A 22,293-nucleotide genomic window follows, 5' to 3' on the forward strand; every position below is an offset into this window, starting at 1 on the left:
GTCCGCGGCCAACGGTCAAAACCGCCGCCTGCGCATCCCTTCTCACAACACGGTATCAACAATATCCAAGATCCCGCGGCCCTCAGGAGAACCGCAACACCCCGCGCCCAACCCCTTCAAGGAGTGGGCCGCCAGGGCCAGATTGTCTCTGTGTTTCCGACCCGTCGGCGCCTCGTTGGCGGCCACCGCGTCGGGAGGCGCTTTATATGCGGGGTGCCCCGAGGGTGGCAAGCACTTTTTTCGCCCATCGGCGATTTTTCCCCGCTGCCTTTTTCACACGGCGCGTTCGCCGCCGCGCTTTCGTAGAATGCCGGTCCCTTTCCGATGGACCCGCTTTTCCCCATGCGTCTTCTCCACACCGCCGACTGGCACCTCGGGCAGACTCTGCACGGCTTCGCGCGCGAGCACGAACACGCGCGATTCCTTGAGTGGCTTCTCGACCGGCTCGAGGATCGGGCCGTCGACGCGCTGGTCATCGCCGGGGATGTGTTCGACGGGCAGAACCCGCCGATCCCGGCGCTCGGCCTGTTCTACCGGTTCCTGGCGACGGCCAAGGCGCGCTGCCCGGCGCTGGACATCGTGGTGGTCGCCGGCAATCACGACAGCGGCAGCCGGTTGGAGGCGTCCTCCCCCCTGCTGACCGAGATGGGGGTGCGGGTGGTCGGCGCCCTGCCGGTCGATGAGGACGGTGCCGTCGCGCCGGAGGGGCTTGTGATCCCGCTGACCGGCCGCGACGGAGCGGTCGCCGCGCGCTGCGTCGCGGTGCCCTATCTGCGCCCCGCCGACCTGCCGCCGCTGAGCGAGGAGGAGATCGCGGCCGGCGCCGACCCGCTGGTCGAAGGGGTGCGCCGGGTCTACGCCGACGCGGCGGAGGCCGGGCGGCGCGCGTTGCGGTCCGGCGAGGCGCTGATCCTCACCGGCCATTGCTACATGCGTGACGGCGCTCTGTCCGAACTCAGCGAGCGCAAGATCCTGGGCGGCAACCAGCACGCGCTGCCGGTGGACGTCTTTCCGGAGGACGCGGCCTATGTGGCGCTGGGGCACCTGCACCGGGCGCAGGCCGTGGGAACGCGCGAATCGGTGCGCTACAGCGGCTCCCCCCTGCCGCTGGCGGTGGACGAGGAGCCCTACCCGCATCAGGTGGTGCTGGCCGATTTCGCGGAGGGACGGCTGGCTAATGTCGAATCGCTGCGGGTGCCCCGCTTCGTCGCCATCCGGCGAATCCCCGGCGGCGGGCGGTTCACGGCGCCGGAGGACGCGCTGACGGCGCTGGCTACGCTGGAACTGGACGAGGAGCTGCCGCGCGAGGCTTGGCCTTACATAGAGGTCTCGGTGGAACTGCCGGCGCCCCGGCCGGCCCTGCGCGAGGAGGTGGTCGCGGCGCTGGCCGGGCGCCCGGCGCGGCTGGTCAAGCTGGCCCTGCGGCTGACCGGAAGCGGCGCGGCGCTGGCCGAATCGGTGCCTCTGGCCGATCTGGCCGACTTGGCGCCGGAGGACGTCTTCCTGCGGCTCTACCGCCGCCATCACGAGGGCGAGCCAGAACCGGCCTTGCTTGCCGCCTTCCACGAACTGGTGGCGACCGTGCAGGAGGGTGCGTGATGCGAATTCTGGCGATTCGCGGCGGCAATCTGGCCAGCCTGGACGGCACCTTCGCGGTGGAACTGGCCGGGGGGCCGCTGCGCCACGCCGGCCTGTTCGCCATCACCGGTCCGACCGGCGCGGGCAAGAGCACGATCCTGGACGCGCTGTGCCTCGCCTTGTTCGACCGCATGCCGCGGCTGCCGGACGGGCGCGGCGTGGCGCTGGGCGCCAGCGGCGACACCGACGCCATCAGCACCACCGACGTGCGCAGCGTCCTGCGCCGCGGCGCCGGGGCCGGCTGGGCCGAGGTGGATTTCGCCGGGATCGACGGCGCCACCTACCGGGCGCGCTGGGAGCTGCGGCGGGCGCGGCAGAACGCGCGCGGCCAGTTGCAGAAGCAGACGATGAGCCTGACCGCGCTGGCCGATGGCAAGCGGCTGGGCGACGGCAAAACCAGCGTGCTGGACGAGATTTCCAACCGGCTGGGGCTGAGCTTCGAGCAGTTCCGCCGCGCCGTCCTGCTGGCCCAGGGCGATTTCGCCAACTTCCTGAAGGCCCCGGCGACCGAGCGCTCCGCCCTGCTGGAGCTGCTGACCGGCACCGAGATCTACTCCCGCATCTCCGTCGCCGCGCATGAGCGCTCCCGCGAGGAGCATCGGGCGCTGGAGGCGCTGGAGGCGCAAGGCGCGGGAATCGGCGTGCTGAGCGACGAGGAACGCACCGCCCTGGACGCCGAGGCCGGCGCGGCGGCCGAGGCGATCCGCCGGGAGGAAGCGGCGTTCGAACAGGCCCGCGCCGCGGTCGCCTGGCACGAGCAGGACGCCCGGCTGGCCAAAGCGGAGAACGAGGCCGCCGCCGCGAGCCTGCAAGCCGAGCGGGTCTGGGAGGAGGCCGGGACGCGGCGCGAGGAGGCCGCTCTGCTGCGCCGTCTCCAGCCGATGCGGGCCCGGTTGAGCGAGGCGGACCGCTGCGCCGCGGCCGCCGCGGAGGCGCGGGAGGCGCTGGACCGGGCCCATGCCGCGGTGACGGAGGCGCAGGAGCGGCTGGTCCAGGCGGAGGCGCGTCATCGCGCGGTGCGCGGCGCCTACGAGGCGGCCCGCGGCGCCATCGAGGCCGCCGAGCCGGAGCTGGAGCGAGCCGCGGCGCTGGACGCCGAGATCGCCGCGCTGGCCGGCCAACAGGCCGGGGCGCTCGCCGACGCGGCGACCGCGGAGGCGGACGGTCACGGGATTCGGGAGGCTTGCACCGCCATCGGGACGGCGCTGGAGAAGGCCCGCGCCGACGCGGCGGAGCGGGAGAGCTGGCTGGCCGGCCAGACGGCGCTGGTTCCGGTGGCCGACCAGTGGGCGCGCTGGGACGCGCTGCTGCTGCGCCACCGCGATTCGGCGCGGGCGGCGCAGGACGCCGAGGGGGAGGCGGACCGCGCCGCCGCGGAGGCCGCCGGCCATGAGACGGAACGGACCCGCCTGACCGCCGTCCGCCAGGACGCTGCCGCGCGGCGGGAGGAGGCGGAGCGGACCCTGGCCGCGCTGAAGGGCGAGGCGGTGGAGTCGCTGGACACCCTGCACGGCCGCCGCACGGCGCTGGCGCAGCGGCGTGACGGACTGGCGGCCTTGGCCCAACTGGCGGAGCGGGCCGCGCGGTTGGCGGCGGACGCCGCGGAGGCCGGGTCGGAACGGGAGCGCCAGCGCACCGCCGCCGCGGAGGGGGAAACCCGCGCGACGGACAGCAAGGCCCGGCTGGACCGGCGCCGTGCGGCCTTGGCGGAGGCGGACGGCACCCTCCATCGCCTGCGCCTCGCCCGCAGTGAGGATGTGGCGTCGCTGCGCGCCCAACTGTCGGAGGGCGAGGCCTGCCCGGTCTGCGGCGCCACGGAGCATCCCTGGAGCGCCGGCCACACCCCGCTCGACCGGCTTGCCGAGGAGCAGGAGCGCCACGTCGCCGCGCTGCACGCCGAGGTGACCGGGCTGGCCACCGATCAGGGCGCCCACAGCGCCGCGGCGCGGGCGGCGCGGGAGCGCGCGGCGGTCCTGGATGGACGGCTGGCCGCCCTGGCGGCGGAGCGGACAGCCGCGGCGGAGCGCTGGGCGGAACAGGCGCCGGGCTTCGACCTGCCCACCGAACCGGACGCGGAAACCGTCACCCGGCGGTTGGCCGATGTGGACGCGGAGCTGGCGGAGGCCGGTCGGGCCGAGGCCAAGGCGCTGGATCACAAGGCGCGGTTCGACGCGGCGGTGCAGGCGTGCCGGGAACGGGACGCGGCGCTGGCCGATGCCGAGCGGGCGATCGAGACGCGGACCCGTCAGGGCGACTCCGCCCGCCACGCCGAATCCCTGGCCGTGGCGCGGCGCGACCAGGCGGCGGGCGCACGGGCGGCGGCGCGGGCGGAACTGGCCCAGCCCTTCGCCGGGCTGGCGGGCTGGGAGAGCGGCCTCGACCGCGATCCCGACGCGTTCCGCGAGACGATCGGCAAGCGGGTCGCCGAGGTGCTGCGCCAGCGCGAGGGGTTGGTCCAGGCGCAACGCGACGTGGAGGCCCTGGAGCGGCAGGCCGGCGCCAAGGCGGCGGCGCTGGAGGGGGCGCGGCAGGCCGAACAGGCGGCACGGCGGCGGTGCGAGGGTCTGGCCGCGACGATGGCGGAGCGGCGCGCGGCGCGGGCGGCCCTGCTGGGCGGACGGGCGGTGGCCGCGGTGAAGAAGGACTTGGCCGACGCCTGCCAACGGGCGGAAGCCCTGGTCGAGCAAGCCACGATCGCCCGGCAGGACGCGGCGGCCCGCCTGTCCGGGGCGGAACAGACCGTCGCCGCGCGTGGCGACTCCGCCCGCCGTTGCGCCGCCGAGGCGGACGCGGCGGCGGACGCCCTGGCCGCGGCGGCGGAGCGTTGCGGTGTCGGCGTGGAGGCGGCGCGCGCCCATCTGGTCCGGGACGAGGCTTGGCTGGCCGAGGAGGAGCGGACTCTCGCCGCCCTCGAGTCGGCGCGGCGCGAGGGCGCGCTCCTGGTCGCGGAACGGACGCGGCTGCGTCAGGAGCATCACGCCGCCGGCCGGCCCGCACTCGGTGCGCCGGAGGCCGGCGAGGCCATGCCCGAGGCCGGCCGGCGCCTGCAGGAGGCCCGCGGCCGGCTGGGCGAGGCCCAGGCCCGGCTGCGCGCCGACACGGAGAACCGCGGCCGCCTCGCCGCCGTGCTCGACCGGGTGGAGGCCCAGCGCAAGACGCAGGCGCTGTGGGCGACCATGGCGCAGCTCATCGGCTCGGCCGACGGGCGGAAGCTGCGCAACTTCGCTCAGAGCCTCAGCCTCGACCTGCTTCTGGTGCAGGCAAACCACCATCTGGCGGATCTCGCCCGCCGCTACCGGCTGGAGCGGGTGGGCGGGGCCGACCTGGAGATCCAGGTGGTGGACGGCGAGATGGGCGACGAGCGGCGCGGCGTGCACAGCCTGTCCGGCGGCGAGATGTTCCTGGTGTCGCTGGCCCTGGCACTCGGCCTGTCGGCCATGGCGGGGGGTGGCGGCGCCGGGATCGGCACGCTGTTCATCGACGAGGGGTTCGGCACGCTGGACCCTGGCAGCCTCGATCTGGCGCTGTCCTGTTTGGAGGCGCTCCAGGCCACCGGGCGGCAGGTCGGCGTCATCAGCCACGTCCCAGCGCTGGTGGAGCGGATCGGCGTCCAGGTGCGCGTCATGCCGCAGGGCGGCGGGCGCAGCGCCGTGACGGTCACCCGCGGGGCGCTGGCGACGCCGGAGGCGACGGCGGAGCGGGAGCAGCTGCTGCCGCTGTAGCGCCGCCGGTTCCGGGCGGCGTCAGGCCAGACGGAAGGCCAGATAGCTGTCGGCGCCGACCTGCCCCGGCATGGTGATGACCGAGCCGACGGCTTTCCCCGTGAAGGTGATGCTGCCGTCGATGCTGCCGTTGCCGTCGAAGTCGATGTGCGCCGTGGCGCCCTTGAACCCCTCGGCGCCCGCCATGGCCTCCCAGGTGAGCGTCGAGACCCCCGGCCTCCATCCCCAGGCGGTGGCCCACTCGTTCGGCTCGAAATCGGTGATGGTGGACCAGGTCACTCCACCGCCGCGCCCGTCCAGGAAGAAGGTGTCGGTGCCGGAACCGCCCGTCAGGAAGTTCGAGCCGGTGCCGCCGTCCAGAACGTCGTCGCCGTCCTTGCCGTCCGCGGCGTCGTCGCCGGCGCCCAGGTTGAAGAAATCGCCGACGTTGCTGCCGACGATGATCTCGATGGACCTGCCGCCCAGAAACAGGTTCTTCAGCGTGGCGACCGGACCGACATAGATTTCCATCTGCACCTCGCGGCTGGAGGTGCCGTCGTTCACCACCGCGCGCCGCTCCGATTCGGGAGCCGGCGGAGCGTTCGAGATGTAGGAGTCGTTGGCCGACAGGGCGTCCTTCAGCCAATAGGCGTGGCCGCCGAGCGCGGTGGCCCCGACGGCGGTCGACACGACGCCGACGGCGAAGACCTTGTCTCCGGAGCTGTAATAGATCGGTCCGCCGGAATTCCCCGGATTGATCTCCAGATCCCCGTTCACATAGTAGACCGTATCGACGGCCGAGCGGCGGATGGTGCCGCTGTCGAAGGTCTCGTAACGCCCGTACTTGGCGGGATAGCCCAGCACGCTGGCCGGACCGCCGCCGTAGCTCCAGTCGATCCCGAAATAGCCGTAGGTGTCGCCGATGGGCTGGGACAGGGTGAGCAGGGCCACGTCGATCTCCGACCCGCTCTGGGTGGTGCGGTAGAAATCGCCGGTGATGAGCTTGCCGTCCGAATCCGGGTCGAAATTGGTGAAGAACTGGGATTTGGCCACGCCGTAGGCGACGTTGTCCGTTTTGCCGGGATTGTAGGACGGGTAGATCTTCAGGCTGCTCGGCTTGCCGCCGAGCGCGGCGTTGTAGACCATGTGGGACGCGGTGATGACGTCGTTGCGGCCGACCAGGAAGCCTGAGCCGACAAAGCTCCGGCTTCCCCACGTGGCCTCGATCGAGACCACGGCGCGCGCTGGGTAGAGATCGTCGTCGACCCTGTAGGACATTGGACCCGGTCCTTTCACGGCATCCGATGCGGGAACCACGCCGGATGGTTGCAACCGGTGAACAATGTCACGCCCTGGTCGTGTCTTTCAACAGCGCTCGTCGCCCTTCGGGCCGATCCGCCCGCGGCACACAACCGCAACCTCGGTCCACGCGTCCTTGCCCGCGCGTCCTCAGCCGCGGACGGGGCGCAGGACGAGGTGCTTGTTCGACGGCACGGCCGGCGCCGAGGGGCGCAGAACGAGGCCCTTGGAAGTCGGCTCGATGTTCGCGTCGGGATAGACGGCCATGACGTCCTTCAGCGCTTCCTTCAGGCGGAAGGCCAGGACGCGGTGCTCGCTGACCGAGCCGAAATGCTGCGACAGGGCGTGCCACGGCACCACCGTCTGCTTGTCCAGCCGGTGCAGGCGGTGGACCAGCCACACATAGGCGTCGAGCGCCAGGGCGGAGTTCTTGAGCTTGGCGATGGCGTGCTCGTCCAGCGGGACGGCGTGTTCCATCAGATGCTCGAAGAAGCTCTGGGTCAGGCGGACGAAGCGCACCCATTCGCCGCCGGTGCGGAAGAGGTCGGGCGTGTCCTCCTCGTCGCGCCACAGCTTGATGCCGTCGATCAGGCGCTGGTCGGAGATCTCCGCCGTCGAGGGTCCGGTGGTGGTGCGCAGGGTGAACTCGCTACGGGCGATCCGCAGCACCTGCTCGCGCACCGGCTTGTAGTTGCCGCGCTCGCCCCCCGTCGGAGCCAGCCCGAGGCGGCGCAGCCACGCGCTCATGCTCGGCCCCAGATCGACGTGGGCGCTGCGCGTCTTGCGGGCCTCGGTCTGCAGGTAGATCATGATCAGGCGCGCCTTGGCGCCGTAGGGAACGCCGACGTCCAGGACCGTGCCGTCGCGCAGCGGCAGGATGCCGGGACGGACGACGAGCTGGTACTTGCCGTTGTTGCGCACCCAGGGGGCGGTCTCGTCCTTGGGCTTGCGGTGCGGCAGGGAGGCTTGGCAGAAGCCGGCGTGGAGATAGCCGATCGCGTCCATCTCGTTGGACAGCGCTTCATGGGCCATCATCACACGGCGGCGCTCCTTGGGGTCTTCGGTGCGGGCAAGAACCGCCTCGAATCCCTCCAGGGTAAGCTGCTCGTGGATTTTCGCCATGGGACCCCTCCGGCCTCGTTCGGTCACGTTCCTGTCATTTCAGAAAACACAAAATGTGGTGGCTGTGAAGCGCGTCCATCCCACGAATCGCTGAAGTTGCAACGGAAGCTGCAGATTCCGACTCAACTTCAGCGAAGCGCCCACCCGACCTCGCCACCGCCCTCCCCACCGGCCCGGCCGCGGCCGGCAACCGCCGAGCCGGCGTTTCAAAATCAGCGTCGCCAACGGATTGCCCAGCCCCGGAGGAGCGCTTGTCCACAGCCTCGGCGGCTTGTCCACGCTGAGTTGGAATCGCAACGGGCGAAACGGGCCGGATCGGCTCGCTGATTCCGCAACGGCGAGGACGCCGAAGTCGCAACGGGGACTCGCTCATCCACGCTGAAGACGAGTCACGAAAGGCGGTTATCCACGCTGAACTCGCAACCATGTCCTATATGAGTCCCTATAGGATTCTCCGGTTAGACCGGTTGCGCGAGTACTGGCGCGACCCCCTTCGCTGAAAACGCAACGTCGGCAGGGGCGAAGAATCGCCAACCGGGCATTCGAGGGTGATCCGGACCCTGATCCTCCACCGGAGCGAGCATCGACGCGGATCGAGGTTTTCCGACCGGGACCGTCAACTGTCAACCGGCTCCAACGCTGAATTTGAAACAAAGACGACTCGCGTCTGACGCTGAATTGGTAACATTCGACTCGGAAACCCAAGGCTTTCCAGGGCTTAGCCGACTCGACGAGTCTCGCGCAGATCTTGCAACGCATACACAAACCAGCGAATCGAAGACCAACGCTGAATTTGAAACATCAGAATCCAGGCGATTCAAGGCCCGAATCGAAACCGCTCCCGCCAGCCAACGCTGAATTGGTAACGCTTTGGAAAATGGGCTTGACGGGGTCCCATTCGATTCGCCACCGGAACGGTTTTCCGGCGTGCGGAATGGCCGATGATGGCGGCGCTTTTCTATGACCATAGTCCCATACGACGTCGCATGACCCAGGATCCTGCCGCCGTTTGACGCAATTCGGCGCGCTCCGGCTTGACCAGTTGCGTCAAATTTTGCAAGAAAGGACCACACACAGGGAAAGCCGGAGGCCCGATGAACGGGGAAGAACTGCGCGCCATCCGCGAACGGCGCGCCGAGGACCAGTTGAGCTTTGCGACTTGGCTCAACGGCGCACTGAACCGCCGCTACGACCGTTCCCGGATCAGCCGGTGGGAAAGCGGGGCGGAGCGCATCCCCCAGCAGGTCGCCGGCTTCCTGGCGGGCCAGGGCGGGATGGCCGCCGTGCCGCAGAACACCGGGATGCCCAAGATTCAGCGCGCCGTGGTGGCGGTGGCCAACCAGAAGGGCGGCGTCGGCAAGACGACGACGGCGGTCAACCTGTCCTACGCGCTGTCCACGCTGGGGCTGAAGGTGATGCTTCTCGACAGCGATCCCCAGGGCAACGCCACCGTCCATATGGGGCTCGACCCCGGCGAGATCGAAACCCAGCGCAAGGGCATCTATAATGTTGTGCGCGGCGGGGCGTCCTTCGACAGCATCCTCCAGCCGGTGTGCGGCGGCGCCGTCATGCTCGCCCCGTCCAGCATCGGGCTGGCCGCAGCGGAGACCGAGCTGGTGGCCGAGCCGGACAACTCCCTGGTGCTCAAGGAGAAGCTGGCGGAGGTGCGGAACCGTTACGACGTCATCGTGATCGACTGCCCGCCCAACCTCGGCCTTCTCACCATCAACGCGCTGGCGGCCAGCGACCTCGTGCTGATTCCCGTGCAGACCGAGGTGTTCGCCGGGCTCGGCGTGCCGCTGCTGCTGGAAACCATCGCCAAGATCCGCCGCCGTTCGAACCCGTCGCTGAACATCTTCGGCATCCTGCCGACCATGTTCTCGTCCCGCTTGACGCAGGATCAAGCCAGCCTGCGCGAGATTCAGGAGCATTACGAGGGGCGCACCCGCGTTCTGAACGCGGTGCCGCGCGCCACCCTGTTCGCCCAGGCGTCGGGCGCCGGCCGTCCGGCCATCGAGGCCGATCCGAATTCCAACAGCGTCCAGGCCTACGGCGAACTGGCGCGTGAACTGGCCGCCCACCTCCAGACTGCGGAAGACGCCCATGTCTCGTAAACTCGAACGGACCAGCACCCGCATTTTCGACAAGGCGGCGCAGCGCGGCGGGGACGCGCTGTTCGGGCTGTCCGCCGACTTCCCGCGGCTGATCGAGGTCGATCTCGACCGGGTGCACCCCAATCCCGACCAGCCGCGTCGCCATTTCGACGACCAGTCGCTGCAGGAGCTGGCCAACTCCATCGCCCGCCACGGGCTGAAGCAACCGGTCCTCGTCCAGGATCTCGGCGATGGGGACTACCGGCTGATCGCCGGTGAGCGGCGCCTGCGCGCCTGCGGGCTGGCCGGGCGCCAAACCATCTTCGCCATCGTCACCGACGGCGATCCCGACGAACTGGCGCTGATCGAGAACATCCAGCGCGTTGACCTCGACGCCATGGAGCTGGCCCGCGCCTTCGCCCGGCTGATCGAGCGGCACGACTACACGCACGAGGCGCTGGGGCAGGTGATCGGGCGCAGCCAGGCGGAGGTGACGCGCACCCTGTCGCTGCTGCGTCTGCCGGCCGACATCGTCGCTGAATTTGAAACGCGTCACCGCTCCGTCCCGAAAAGCATCCTGACGGAGATCGCCGCGGTGGACGATCCGGTGCTGCAAAGGAAGCTGTGGGACACCATCAAGGACGGCGGCACCGTCAAGGCGCTGCGCGAGGCCAAGCGCGCCCAGATGGGCGGGGGCGAGCCAGAGTCCGCGGCAACGGCGCGGGTTCAGCCGGCCCCGGCGGTGCGCTTCGTCTCCGCCGTCCAGCGCATCGCCAAGGACTTTTCCGCCGTCGATGCCGGCGAGCTGCGGGCCCACCGCAAGCAGCTCAGCGAGGCGCAATGGCAGGAGCTGCGCCGCCTCCACGCCCTTCTCGATGAGCTGCTGGCCTGACCGTCAGCAACGCTGAATTTGTAACGGATACCCGCTGACGTCAGCGGCGGGTGTCAACTTCAGCGTCGATGACCCGCCTGACCTCGCGGAACCAGCGCAGCTTTTCCGCGAAGGGCAGGCGGGCGAGCCCGCTGGGCGAGGGCAGCACGACGTCCACCGGACCGTCGAACAGGCGGTCCGGCTGCACGCCCCACTCCGCCCGCGCGCGGTCGGCGGCGGCGAGATAGACTCCTTTTCCCGTGTAGGCGATCACCCGCGGCCGGAATTCCGCGACCAGCGCGCGCAGCCGCGGCACGCCGCCGCGCAACTCCGCGCGGCTGAGATCGGCGGCGCTCGCCGTCGCCCGCGCCACGAGGTTGGTGGAGCCCAGCCCGAACTCCGGCAACAGCCGGTCCTCCTCCGGGCGCAACAGGCGCGGCGTCAGGCCGGCCGCGGCCAGCAGTCTCCAGAACTGGTTGCCCGGTCCCGCGTAATTGTGGCCGAGCCGGCCGGAGCGCGTTCCCGGATTGAATCCGACGAACAGGGCGTCCAGGCCGGGGGCGATGATGTCGGGGATCGGGCCTTCGGAATCGGTCATGTTGTGTCAACACTTGAAAGCGGCGTCCGGCAACGCTGAATTTGAAACGCTTCTACTCCGCCGTCCGCCATTCGGCGAAAATCACCGGGGCGGCGAAGCCGGCGAGGATGGCCGCCAGCGTCACGAACAGCATGGCGCCCCAGGCGCTGTAGCCCAGAACTCCCAAGACGCCGCCCAGGAAGAAGGACCCGACGGTCGGCAGATGCGTCTTCAGCTTGTCGAGCGTCACCCGGATGCGATCCCGGCCGTTGCGGTGGTAGAGATCGTCGATCAGGTTGCCGAGTTCGATCCCGATGTCGGTGATCATGCCGGTGACGTGGGTGGTGCGGACGCGGGCGTTGGAAATGCGCGTGACGATGGCGTTCTGCAACCCCATCAGGAAGCTCAACCCCATGACCAGCGCGGCGCCGCGCAACTCGTGCAGCCAGACGTCGGCGGCGCCGAGCCCGGCGAGCAGCAGGGCTTCCAGGCAGACGCTGTAAGCGTAGATCGCCGACAGGCCGCGGCGCTGCCCGGCGTTGATGAGCATTGCCGACACCATTGCCCCGGCGATGAAGGTCGCCACGATGGCCAGCGCCACGCCGAAGGCGCCCATCTCACCCAGCGCCAGATGATCGGCCATGGTCGAGACGGTGCCGGTCATGTGCGAGGAGTAGAGGCCGGCGGCGTAGAATCCCGCGGCGTTGACGGCGCCGGCGATGCCCGCCAGCGACCAGGCCAGACTGCGGTCCGCCGACACGCCACGATGTTCACCCTGCCGGACCAGCATGCCCCACTCCCCTGAACCAAACGGGGCGCCATCATAGTGGCGACCGTAGGCTCCAGGCACCCGCTGGTTTGGAGGATCATCAATGCGTTGCCGCACCGACCGGCATGGTCTTGACGACGTCGAGGAACGCCCGCAGGGCTGGCGGTACGGCGCGGTGTCCGGGGTAATACACCGCCGCCCGCTCCGGCTTGTGCATCCAGGCGGGCAGAACGGTCCGCAACCGCCCCTCCGCCAGCGCGGTTTCGGCCGCCCAGTTCGCCACATAGGCGATCCCCAGCCCCTGGGCGGCGGCCTCCGCCATCAACTCCTCATCGTCGAGGACCACCGGTCCGTTGACGTCGACCGTCAACTCCTGCCCGGCCCGCTCGAACTCCCAGCGGTACAGCCGGCCGCCGGGCAGACGGTGCCCGATGCAGCGATGGCGCTGCAGATCATCGGGCGTCGTCGGCTCCCCGGCGCGGTCGAGATAGGCGGGGGAGGCGACGCAGACAAAGCCGATCGGGTCCGGGAAGGGCACCGCGATCATGTCCTTCGGGATGGATTCGATCAGGCGGACGCCAGCGTCGAAGCCGCCGGACACGATGTCGACCAGCCGCCCCTCGACGACGATGTCCACCGTCACGTCGGGAAACCGCTCGACCATGCGGGGAAGGACGCCGCGGACGAGAACCGCAGCGGCGACGCGCGGCGCGTTGATCCGGACCCGTCCGGCGACGTTGCCGCGAAAGGCGGTGACCGCGTCGAGCGCTTCATCCAGCGAGGTCAGCGCGATCGTCAGACGGCCGAGCAATTCGAGCCCCGCTTCGGTCGGCGACACGCTGCGGGTCGTGCGGTTGAGGAGGCGCACGCCCAGCCGATTCTCGAGGCCGCGCATCGCGTGGCTCAGCGTGGACGGCGCCGTTCCCAGCTCATCCGCCGCGCGGCGAAAGCTGCGATGGGTGGCGACGGCCACGAAGGCGCTGAGGTCGTTCAGGGAGGGGCGCGTCATTGATGGCGATTCTGCATCAGCTCGTGCCGATTTCAACGTCTAATCGCGCAGTTCCCAAGCGGCTATCTCCTGCTCCAGGTCCAATCCGAACGGGAGACTTCGATGTCCAAGCGCGACGCCCTCTTTCCTGCCGGCCGGCAGGCGCTCTACGAGATCCACCGCTACTCCGCCGCCATCCGGTCGGGCGATCTGCTCTTCGTGTCGGGACAGGTCGGCGGCCGCGAGGACGGTTCGCCCGAGCCCGACTTCGCCAAGCAGGTTCAACGGGCCTTCGACAATCTGCGCGAGGTCCTGAAAGCGGCCGGAGCCACCTTCGACGACATCGTGGACGTGACGACGTTCCACACCGATCCGGAGGCGCAGTTCGAGACCGTCCTGTCGGTCAAGGACCGGATGTTTCCGCGGGAGCCCTATCCCAACTGGACCGCGGTCGGCGTGACGTGGCTGGCCGGTTTCGATTTCGAGATCAAGGTGATCGCACGGGTTCCACAGACCGCCTGAACCGCATCGATTCTGATGGAACTGGCCTGATGGAGCGGGCGGGGTCGCATCGTCGCTGACGCGTCGGCGCCGTCCCGTTCCCCGGCCTGCGAGCCGGGGCCATGCGGACGGCTTGCCGCGACTCGCGCTCTTTGGCACTATTGAGGGGACGCACCGTCACCGGTCCGACCGAACCTTGATCACCCGGTCTGAGAAGTGAATTTGCGTTTCAGTATAATCAATTGACTAAGGGCTTGAAGTGAAACGCCTCACAGCCCGATCTGGGCCGCGGTGATGACGCTTTGCGCGATGTCGGCGATGCGGCGGCCCTGCTTCATGGCGGCCTTGCGCAAGGCGGTGTAGGCCGCCTCCTCCGTCAGGGATTTCTGCTGCATCAGGATGCCCTTCGCCCGCTCGATCAGCTTGCGGTCGGCGAGCTGCGAACGCGCCTCGTCGCGTTCGCGTTTCAGCGTTTCAAAAGCAGCGAATCTGGCCAGCGCGGTTTCCAGGATCGGCCGCACGCGGGCGGGATGCAGCCCGTCGAGGACGAAGGCGGCCACCCCGGCCTCGGCCGCCTGGGCCGCCGCCCCCGGCGGGGCCTTGTCGGCGAACAGGACGACGGCGCAGGCTCCCGACCGGGCCAGCCGGAAGACGCCGTCCAACACCGCTGGGGCCGATGTTTCCAAAACAGCGACCACCGCGTCCGGCGCCAGCGCGGCGACGCGGGCCGGCAGATCGGTGATGCCATGCACCAGGGTGATCCGGTCGCGGCCCCCCGCCCCGGCCAAGCCGTCCTCCACCGGCCGTGTGGCGTCGGCGTCGGGGCCGGCCACCAGAATGGTCAGGGGTTTGTTCGCCATGGCCGCTCCGCCCTCCCCTTCACGCCGCCTTCACCGTCCCGTGGTGCCCGCCTTCCAGGAAGTTCAGCAACTCCTCCCGGTAGGCGTAATAACGGGGATGCTCCAGCAGGGCCTGCCGGGTCCGGGGGTGGGGGATGTCCACCTCCAGGATGTGGCCGATGCGGGCGTTCGGCCCGTTGGACATCATCACCACACGGTCGGCCAGCAGGATCGCCTCGTCAACGTCGTGGGTGACGCAGATGGCGGTGACCTGGGTGCGCGCCCACACCTCCATCAGCACCTCCTGAAGCTCCCAGCGGGTCAGGCTGTCCAGCATCCCGAAGGGCTCGTCCAGCAGCAGCAGCTTCGGCGACAGGGCAAAGGCCCGCGCGATGCCGACGCGCTGCTTCATGCCGTTGGACAGCTCCGCCGCCGTCTTGTGCATGGCATTGCCCAGCCCGACCCGCGACAGGTAGTAACGGGCGATGTCGTTGCGCTCGCCCCGGCCCGCCTGCGGGTAGACGCGGTCGACCCCCAGCATGACGTTCTCCAGCGCGGTCAGCCAGGGGAACAGGCTGGGCGCCTGGAAGACCACCGCCCGATCGGGACCGGCGCCGTCGACCTCCCGGCCGTCCAAAACGATGCCGCCGCTGGACACGTCGGCCAGCCCGGCGACCATCGACAGGACGGTGGACTTGCCGCAGCCCGAATGGCCGATCAGGGAGATGAACTCCCCCTTGCGCATCTTAAGGTCGAAGCCGTCCACCACCGTCAGCGGCCCCTTCGGCGTGGCGAAGGTCTTGGTGACCCGGCTGAACTCCACGTAACGGTCGTCGGACAGGCCGCCGCTCTGCCCGGCCAGATAGGGTTTCGGCGGCGGGGCGGCGGTGATCGGCGTCGCCGCCGGCAGGGTAAGGCTCTCGTCCACCGTGGCGGCGGCGCGGCTGGCCCCGGCCTCCATCAGCCACGCCGTGACCTCGGCGCGCAGGCGCTTGAAGTCCGGGTCGTGGTTCACGGCGGTGCGGTCGCGCGGGCGCGGCAGGTCCACCGCGAAGGCGGGGCCGAGCGTCGCCCCCGGACCCGGCGTCAGCGGGATGATGCGATCGGCCAACAGGATCGCCTCGTCCACGTCGTTGGTGATGAGGACGACGGTCTTGCGGTCCTTGCGCCAGATCGCCTCGATCTCGTCCTGCAGCTTGGCGCGGGTCAGCGCGTCCAGCGCCGACAGCGGCTCGTCGAGCAGCAGCATCTCCGGGTTCATGGCGAGCGCGCGGGCGAAGCCGACGCGCTGGCGCATGCCGCCCGACAGCTCCTTGGGGCGGCGGTCGGTGGCGTGGCCCAGCCCCACCGTCTCCACCGCCCGGCGGGTCAGCACACCGCGCTCCGGCGACGGTTTGCCCTTGTGCACGGCGTCCACGGCCAGCGCCACATTGTCCTTTACGCTCAGCCAGGGCATCAGCGAGTAGTTCTGGAACACGACGCCGCGCTCCGCCCCCGGCCCGCGCACCGGCTCGCCGCGGAACAGCACCTCGCCCGCGTCGGGGGCGGCCAGCCCGCCCATCAGGTTGACCAGCGTGGTCTTGCCGGCGCCGGAGAAGCCGACGATGGCGACGAACTCACCCTCCGCGATGGACAGGTCGATTCCGCGCAGCACCTCGGTCCCGCCGTAGGACTTCGCGACGTTCTTCAGCTCAAGGATGGCCATGCCCGGGGACTCCTCAGCGGGTGCCGGTGTGGGAAACGGCGGCCTGGAAGGCCAGCATGACGCGGTCGAGCAGGAAGCCGATCAGGCCGATGGTGAAGACCGCCACCATGATGCGGGCGAGCGAGGAGGAGGAGCCGTTCTGGAACTCGTCCCACACGAACTTGCCCAGGCCGGGATTCTGGGCCAGCATCTCCGCCGCGATCAGCACCATCCAGCCCACGCCCAGCGACAGCCGCAGACCGGTGAAGATGTAGGGCAGCGCCGAGGGCAGCACGAGCCGGCGCACCATCGTCGGGCCGGAGAGCTGCAGCACCTTGCCGACGTTCATCAGGTCCTTGTCGATGGAGGACACGCCGACCGCCGTGTTGATCAGCGTCGGCCACAGCGAGCAGAGCGTGACCGTGACGGCGGAGGTGAGGAAGGACTTCTCGAAGGTCGGGTTGTCGCTCGACACGGTGGCGCTGACCACCATGGTGACCAGCGGCAGCCAGGCCAGCGGCGACACCGGCTTGAAGATCTGGATCAGCGGGTTCATCGCCGCGTTGACCGTGCGCGACAGGCCGCAGGCCACGCCCAGCGGCACCGCGATCAGCGCGCCCAGCAGGAAGCCGGTGAAGACCGTTTTCAGGCTGGTGACGATCTGGTCCAGATAGGTCGGCTTGCCGGCGTAGGGCCGGGTCTTCACCTCGGCCGCCGGGTCCTTGGCCAGCAGCTCGGCGTTGCGCTTGGCCTGCCGGTCGTAGAAGGCGGCCTCCTTGGCGCGTTCGGCCTGATGGTCGGCGTGGAGGACGCCCACCTGCTCCCACACCTGGGCCGGGCCGGGGATGGCGCCCAGGCTGGTGTTCACCTGCGGCGCCAGCCACGCCCAGGCGGCGAGGAACAGCATCAGGGCGGTCAGCGGCACGCCCATCTGCTGCCACAGCTCCTGCCCCTGCTGGCGCGGGCTGTCGCCTGCGGCCATGCGGAGCAGCGGGCTGAGCCAGCCGAGCCCGACGATCTGTAGGGTGGCGGCGGTGCGGTTGAGCGTGTGGGCGAGACGGGCCTTGCGCCGGGCGCGCATCGCCTCGGCGGAGGAGAGGGTGGAGGTTTCGGTCACGCTGGTCATGGGGTGATCTTTCTGTTTGGCGCGGGGCGCCGATGCCCCCCTCCCAACCTCCCCCCGCTACGCAGGGGGAGGAGTGGATTCCCTCCCCTGCGTAGCGGGGGAGGGTTAGGGTGGGGGCCCGTCGCAGCCACTGCGCGGAATTCGGAAGTTCGCAGTGTCAACCGCCGACCAGTTGGCCGCCCTGCACCGCCTGCCCGCCCTTCAGGCCGATGGGCAGCTTCGTCAGGTACTCGTTGGGCTTGCGGCCGTCGTAGGCGATGCCGTCGATGAAGCCCTCGTCCAGCGGCTTGTAGCCGTCGCTGGTCCAGGGGAAGTCGGCCTCCTTGGCCTTGCCCTCCTCCACCAGCAGCCGCGCGGCCTTCAGGTAGATCTCCGGCTTGTAGACCTTGCGGGCGGTCTCGTCGTACCAGGCGTCCGGCTTGGCCTCGGCGATCTGGCCCCAGCGGCGCATCTGCGTCAGGTACCAGACGGCGTCGGAATAGAAGGGATAGGTGGCGTTGTAGCGGAAGAAGACGTTGAAGTCGGGAACCGCCCGCTTGTCGCCCTTCTCATACTCGAAGGTGCCGGTCATCGAGTTGGCGATGACCTTGGCGTCGGCCCCCACATACTCCGACTTGGCCAGGATCTTCACCGCCTCGGCGCGGTTGGCGTTGTCGTTCTCGTCCAGCCACATGGCGGCGCGGATCAGCGCCTTGACCAGCGCCAGATGGGTCTTGGGATTCTTGACGGCCCAGCCTTCGGTGACGCCGAAGACCTTCTCCGGGTTGTTCTTCCAGATCTCGGTGTCGGTGATGACCGGCACGCCGATGCCCTTCATCACCGCCTGCTGGTTCCACGGCTCGCCGACGCTGTAGCCGAAGATGGTCCCGGCCTCCAGAGTCGCCGGCATCTGCGGCGGCGGGGTGACCGACAGCAGGGCGTCGGCCTGGATCTGCCCCGACACGTCGTTGGGCGCGTAATAGCCGGGGTTGATGCCGCCGGCGGCCAGCCAGTAGCGAAGCTCGTAATTGTGGGTGGAGACGGGGAAGACCATGCCCATGGTGAAGGGCTTGCCCTCCGCCCGGTACTGGGCGATGACCGGCTTCAGCGCGTCGGCCTTGATCGGGTGCAGCGGCTTGCCGTCCGGCCCCTTGGGCAGGTTGGGCTTCATCCGCTCCCACACCTCGTTGGACAGGGTGATGCCGTTGCCGTTCAGGTCCATCGAGAAGGCGGTCACCACGTTGGCCTGGGTGCCGAAGCCGATGGTGGAGCCCAGCGGCTGACCGGCCAGCATGTGGGCGCCGTCCAGCTCCCCGGAGATCACGCGGTCGAGCAGCACCTTCCAGTTGGCCTGCGGCTCCAGCGTCACCGACAGGCCCTCGTCCTCGAAGAAGCCCTTCTCCGCGGCGATGGCGAGCGGGGCCATGTCGGTCAGCTTGATGAAGCCCAGCTTGAGCTGGTCCTTCTCCACGTCGAGCGGAGCGGCCTGGGCGGACCCGAGCGTCAGCGCCAGCGTGGCGGCGGCGGACAGCAGGGCGGTGCGGGGGGAGGCGGGCAGTCGGGTCACGGCTCGGATCACGTCTCGCGTCACGTTGGTCGCTCCATCTCTCGTTCCGGACCCACGCGGCACACCCGACCTCGATCCAACGCCCCACCGGCGACGCGCCGTTGAGGGCTCGCCAGCCATGAAGGGCTGTCGAACCGGGTCAGCGACGGTGCCGAGGGGCCCAACCTTGGGCGTATGGGATGGACGCACCGCCGTTGGCGCGTCCCGCCGTTCCTCTCGCAAGGACCATGCCAAAGGCTGAATAGGCGTCCAAACAGAGCCAAAAGTCTTTGTTTCTGCGGCTTTGACGCGAGTTGCCTATTCTTTGTGCTAGTACCTTGGTGGTGACGCGTTGCACAAATTGTCGGCTTTCGGACCGCTTTTTGGTCGAAGCGGGATAAAAGCGCGTGTTCCGGTCCCGACATTCCCGTCCCGCATCCGCCCGGGCGAGGTCGTAAAAACGGCGGAAATCCGCCGTTCTGGTCCCTTTCTCATACCTTGGTGCCGATGTTGGCACGCGGATTGCCAGAAGGACGGGCAGATCAGGGCCAGGGCAACGGCGCCATGGCCGGTTCGACGGCGAACCACCCGGACAACGGCGTCCGAAACCCTGGGAATCCCGCGGGAGTCCCCAGGGCTTCGGGCGCCTTTTTCTTTTCGGCCTCGCGGCCTCGCAAGAGGGCACACAGCATGAGCACGCACACCAATCCACCGACGAAGCGCGAACGGCTGGTCGTCGTCGGCAACGGCATGGCCGGCATCCGCACGCTGGAGGAACTGCTGGCCAAGGCGCCGGACCGTTACGACATCACCGTCTTCGGCGCCGAGCCTCATCCCAACTACAACCGCATCATGCTCTCCCCCGTGCTGGCCGGGGAGAAGACCTTCGAGCAGATCGTGCTGAACGGGCGCGACTGGTACGAGGCCAACGGAATCAATCTGTTGACCGGCGACCGGGTGGAGGTGATCGACCGGGCGAACCGCACCGTCACGGCCATGTCCGGCCTGACCGTGGGTTACGACAAACTGCTGATCGCCACCGGCTCCACCCCCGTCATCATCCCGGTTCCGGGCTCCACCCTGCCCGGCGTCGTCGGTTTCCGCGACCTCGCCGACGTCGACACGATGCTGGAGGCGGCGGCGAAGGGCGGGCGCGCCGTGGTCATCGGCGGCGGCCTGCTCGGGCTGGAGGCGGCCAATGGGCTGACGGTCAAGGGCATGGACGTCACGGTCCTGCACCTGATGGACACGCTGATGGAACGGCAGCTCGACCGCTCCGCCGGGGCGCTGCTGCGGCACGAGCTGGAGCGCCGCGGCATCACCGTGCTGACCGGCGCCGACACTGCTGAAATTGTGGGCATCGAGAAAGTTTCCGGGGTTCGCCTAAAAAACGGGCAGGAGCTTCCCGCCGATCTGGTGGTCATGGCCGTGGGCATCCGCCCGAACATGGCGCTGGGCAAGGCGGCGGGGCTGGCCTGCGGGCGCGGCATCCAGGTGGACGACGCCATGACCACCTCCGACCCGGCGATCCTGTCGGTCGGCGAGTGCGTGGAGCACCGCGGCCAGACCTACGGCCTCGTCGCCCCGCTGTTCGAGATGGCCAAGGTTGCCGCCGCCCGGCTGGCCGGGGGCACCGAGGCCGCCTACACCGGCTCCGTCACCTCGACCAAGCTGAAGGTGACGGGGGTGGACGTCTTCTCGGCCGGCGATTTCACCGGCGGCAAGGACTGCGAGGACATCGTGTTCCGCGACGCCGCCCGTGGCGTCTACAAGCGCGTGGTGGTCAAGGAGAACCGCATCCTCGGCGCCGTGCTCTACGGCGACACCAAGGACGGCGGCTGGTACTTCCAGATGCTGAAGGACGGGACCGAGGTGGCGCCGGTCCGCGACACCCTGATCTTCGGCCAGAGCTTTGGAGGCGAGGGGGCAGCAAACCCTAAGGCCGCCGTTGCGGCGCTCCCCGACAGTGCGGAGATCTGCGGCTGCAACGGCGTGTGCAAGGGCACCATCGTCACGGCGATCACCGAGAAGGGCCTGTCCAACCTGGACGAGGTGCGGGCTCATACCAAAGCCTCGGCCTCCTGCGGAAGCTGCACCGGTCAGGTGGAGCAGCTCCTGGCCCTGACGCTGGGCGACGGCTACGCGGGCGAGGCGAAGGCCAAGCCGATGTGCAAATGCACCGACCGCACCCACGACGAGGTGCGCCGGGCCATCACCGCGCTGGAACTGAAAACCATCCCCGACGTGATGCAGCGGCTGGAATGGCGCACGCCCGACGGCTGCCACCATTGCCGCCCGGCGCTGAACTATTACCTGCTCTGCGAATGGCCGGGCGACTACAAGGACGACAGCCGCTCCCGCTACATCAACGAGCGCGTCCACGCCAACATCCAGAAGGACGGCACCTACTCCGTCGTCCCGCGCATGTGGGGCGGGCTGACCAGCGCCAAGGAGCTGCGCGCCATCGCCGACGTGGTGGACAAGTTCGCCATCCCCACGGTGAAGGTGACCGGCGGCCAGCGCATCGACCTGTTCGGCGTGAAGAAGGAGGACCTGCTCGCGGTGTGGGCGGACCTGAACGCCGCCGGCATGGTGTCCGGCCACGCCTACGCCAAGGGGCTGCGCACGGTGAAGACCTGCGTCGGGTCGGAATGGTGCCGCTTCGGCACGCAGGACAGCACCGGCCTGGGCGTCAAGCTGGAGCGGATGACCTGGGGCACCTGGACCCCGCACAAGGTGAAGCTGGCCGTTTCCGGCTGCCCGCGCAATTGCGCGGAGGCCACCATCAAGGACCTTGGCGTCGTCTGCGTGGACAGCGGCTACGAGCTGCATGTCGGCGGCAACGGCGGCATGCATGTCCGGGCCTGCGACCTTCTGGTGAAGGTGGAGACCGAGGCGGAGGTGCTGGAATACACCGGCGCCTACATGCAGCTCTACCGCGAAGAGGCCCGTTACCTGGAGCGCACCGCCCCGTGGGTCGAGCGCGTCGGGCTGGAGTACGTGAAGCGCCGGCTGGTTGATGACGCCGAGGGCCGCGCGGCGCTCAACGCCCGCTTCCTCTTCTCCCAGAGCTTTTCGCAGGACGATCCGTGGGCCGAGCGGGCCAGCGGGTCGGTCGACCGTCACGAATTCGCGCCGCTCGCTCAGGTGGGGTAACGAGACATGGATCAGAGCATTTCCTGGATCACCGTCGGCTCGGTCGAGGACATCCCCCGCCAGGGGTCCCGCGTGGTGCGGACCGGCTTCGGCGACATCGCCCTGTTCCGCACCGTGACGGACGAGGTCTACGCGCTGGAGGACCGCTGCCCGCACGCCGGCGGCCCGCTGTCGCAGGGCATCGTCCACGGGGCGAGGGTGACCTGCCCGCTGCACAGCTGGGTGATCGACCTTGCCAGCGGCGAGGCGGTCGGCCCCGACGAGGGCTGCGCCGGCCACTGCCCGGTGCGGGTGGTGGACGGCGCGGTGCAGCTCGGGCTGGCGGCCTTCCGTCCGGGCCGCGGAGGCTGCGGCCATGGGTGAAGAGAGACTCCCAACCTCTCCCTCTCCCCTCTGGGGAGAGG

At 69.5% G+C, this 22,293-nt stretch carries 16 protein-coding genes; 7 read left to right on the forward strand and 9 right to left on the reverse strand.

The genetic code is table 11. The annotated features are described in order from the left end of the window. The first annotated feature begins 342 nt into the window (after window positions 1-342). Both FBZ83_RS23455 and FBZ83_RS23460 read left to right on the forward strand, forming a co-directional pair. Entirely contained in the window at window positions 343-1,599 is a 1,257-nt protein-coding gene (locus tag FBZ83_RS23455) for an exonuclease SbcCD subunit D C-terminal domain-containing protein (RefSeq protein ID WP_145689140.1), read from the forward strand. Continuing rightward, window positions 1,599-5,360: an AAA family ATPase gene (locus tag FBZ83_RS23460; protein WP_145689141.1), complete on the forward strand. Its 3,762-nt coding sequence runs from the start codon at window positions 1,599-1,601 to the stop codon at window positions 5,358-5,360. Before FBZ83_RS23455 ends, FBZ83_RS23460 begins: the two co-directional genes overlap by 1 nt. 21 nt (window positions 5,361-5,381) lie before the next feature. Here the strand turns inward: FBZ83_RS23460 and FBZ83_RS32400 are convergent, their stop codons facing one another. Next, window positions 5,382-6,617: a trypsin-like serine peptidase gene (locus FBZ83_RS32400; RefSeq protein ID WP_145689142.1), complete on the reverse strand. Its 1,236-nt coding sequence runs from the start codon at window positions 6,615-6,617 to the stop codon at window positions 5,382-5,384. A 171-nt stretch (window positions 6,618-6,788) separates the two neighbouring features. After that, window positions 6,789-7,760 (reverse strand): replication protein RepA, encoded by a 972-nt coding sequence (locus tag FBZ83_RS23470; protein ID WP_014197970.1) that lies wholly within the window; start codon window positions 7,758-7,760, stop codon window positions 6,789-6,791. A 1,094-nt stretch (window positions 7,761-8,854) separates the two neighbouring features. Between FBZ83_RS23470 and FBZ83_RS23475 the strand changes: the two genes are divergently transcribed. Together FBZ83_RS23475 and FBZ83_RS23480 are read left to right on the forward strand one after the other, a co-directional pair. Beyond that, window positions 8,855-9,874: a ParA family protein gene (locus FBZ83_RS23475; RefSeq protein WP_051140539.1), complete on the forward strand. Its 1,020-nt coding sequence runs from the start codon at window positions 8,855-8,857 to the stop codon at window positions 9,872-9,874. Further along, entirely contained in the window at window positions 9,864-10,745 is an 882-nt protein-coding gene (locus FBZ83_RS23480; protein WP_145689143.1) for a ParB/RepB/Spo0J family partition protein, read from the forward strand. The genes FBZ83_RS23475 and FBZ83_RS23480 overlap by 11 nt, the downstream gene beginning before the upstream one ends. A gap of 40 nt (window positions 10,746-10,785) precedes the next feature. Here the strand turns inward: FBZ83_RS23480 and FBZ83_RS23485 are convergent, their stop codons facing one another. From FBZ83_RS23485 to FBZ83_RS23495, 3 genes are all read right to left on the reverse strand, one after another. Continuing rightward, window positions 10,786-11,322, reverse strand: coding sequence for a mismatch-specific DNA-glycosylase (locus tag FBZ83_RS23485; RefSeq protein ID WP_145689144.1), 537 nt, complete (start codon window positions 11,320-11,322; stop codon window positions 10,786-10,788). Between the two features lie 52 nt (window positions 11,323-11,374). Further along, complete coding sequence (locus tag FBZ83_RS23490; RefSeq protein WP_145689145.1) at window positions 11,375-12,091, reverse strand: YoaK family protein; 717 nt, start codon at window positions 12,089-12,091, stop codon at window positions 11,375-11,377. A 79-nt stretch (window positions 12,092-12,170) separates the two neighbouring features. Then, the gene (locus tag FBZ83_RS23495) at window positions 12,171-13,079 is read right to left on the reverse strand and encodes a LysR family transcriptional regulator (protein WP_145689146.1); all 909 of its coding nucleotides are present in this window, start codon (window positions 13,077-13,079) and stop codon (window positions 12,171-12,173) included. A gap of 102 nt (window positions 13,080-13,181) precedes the next feature. On the opposite strand from FBZ83_RS23495, the gene FBZ83_RS23500 reads away from it, so the two are divergent. Next, a complete protein-coding gene (locus FBZ83_RS23500; protein ID WP_145689147.1) occupies window positions 13,182-13,580 on the forward strand; it encodes a RidA family protein in 399 nt (132 codons plus the stop codon). 248 nt (window positions 13,581-13,828) lie between these two features. On the opposite strand, the gene FBZ83_RS23505 is transcribed toward FBZ83_RS23500, so the two are convergent. The 4 genes from FBZ83_RS23505 to FBZ83_RS23525 all read right to left on the reverse strand — a co-directional run bounded on the left by FBZ83_RS23505 (window position 13,829) and on the right by FBZ83_RS23525 (window position 18,754). After that, window positions 13,829-14,419, reverse strand: a complete 591-nt coding sequence (locus FBZ83_RS23505) for an ANTAR domain-containing response regulator (RefSeq protein ID WP_145689148.1) — start codon at window positions 14,417-14,419, stop codon at window positions 13,829-13,831. Between the two features lie 19 nt (window positions 14,420-14,438). After that, entirely contained in the window at window positions 14,439-16,103 is a 1,665-nt protein-coding gene (locus FBZ83_RS23510) for an ABC transporter ATP-binding protein (RefSeq protein ID WP_145689149.1), read from the reverse strand. 13 nt (window positions 16,104-16,116) lie between these two features. Then, window positions 16,117-17,208, reverse strand: a complete 1,092-nt coding sequence (locus FBZ83_RS23515) for an ABC transporter permease (RefSeq protein WP_145689150.1) — start codon at window positions 17,206-17,208, stop codon at window positions 16,117-16,119. Between the two features lie 157 nt (window positions 17,209-17,365). Further along, complete coding sequence (locus FBZ83_RS23525; protein WP_186466173.1) at window positions 17,366-18,754, reverse strand: CmpA/NrtA family ABC transporter substrate-binding protein; 1,389 nt, start codon at window positions 18,752-18,754, stop codon at window positions 17,366-17,368. Between the two features lie 669 nt (window positions 18,755-19,423). On the opposite strand from FBZ83_RS23525, the gene nirB reads away from it, so the two are divergent. Next, window positions 19,424-21,889 (forward strand): nitrite reductase large subunit NirB, encoded by a 2,466-nt coding sequence (gene nirB / locus FBZ83_RS23530; protein WP_145689152.1) that lies wholly within the window; start codon window positions 19,424-19,426, stop codon window positions 21,887-21,889. A 6-nt stretch (window positions 21,890-21,895) separates the two neighbouring features. After that, complete coding sequence (gene nirD / locus FBZ83_RS23535; protein WP_145689153.1) at window positions 21,896-22,252, forward strand: nitrite reductase small subunit NirD; 357 nt, start codon at window positions 21,896-21,898, stop codon at window positions 22,250-22,252. Window positions 22,253-22,293: the final 41 nt, after the last annotated feature.

It is taken from the genome of Azospirillum brasilense (assembly GCF_007827815.1).
GTDB classification, from domain to species: Bacteria; Pseudomonadota; Alphaproteobacteria; order Azospirillales; family Azospirillaceae; genus Azospirillum; species Azospirillum brasilense_C.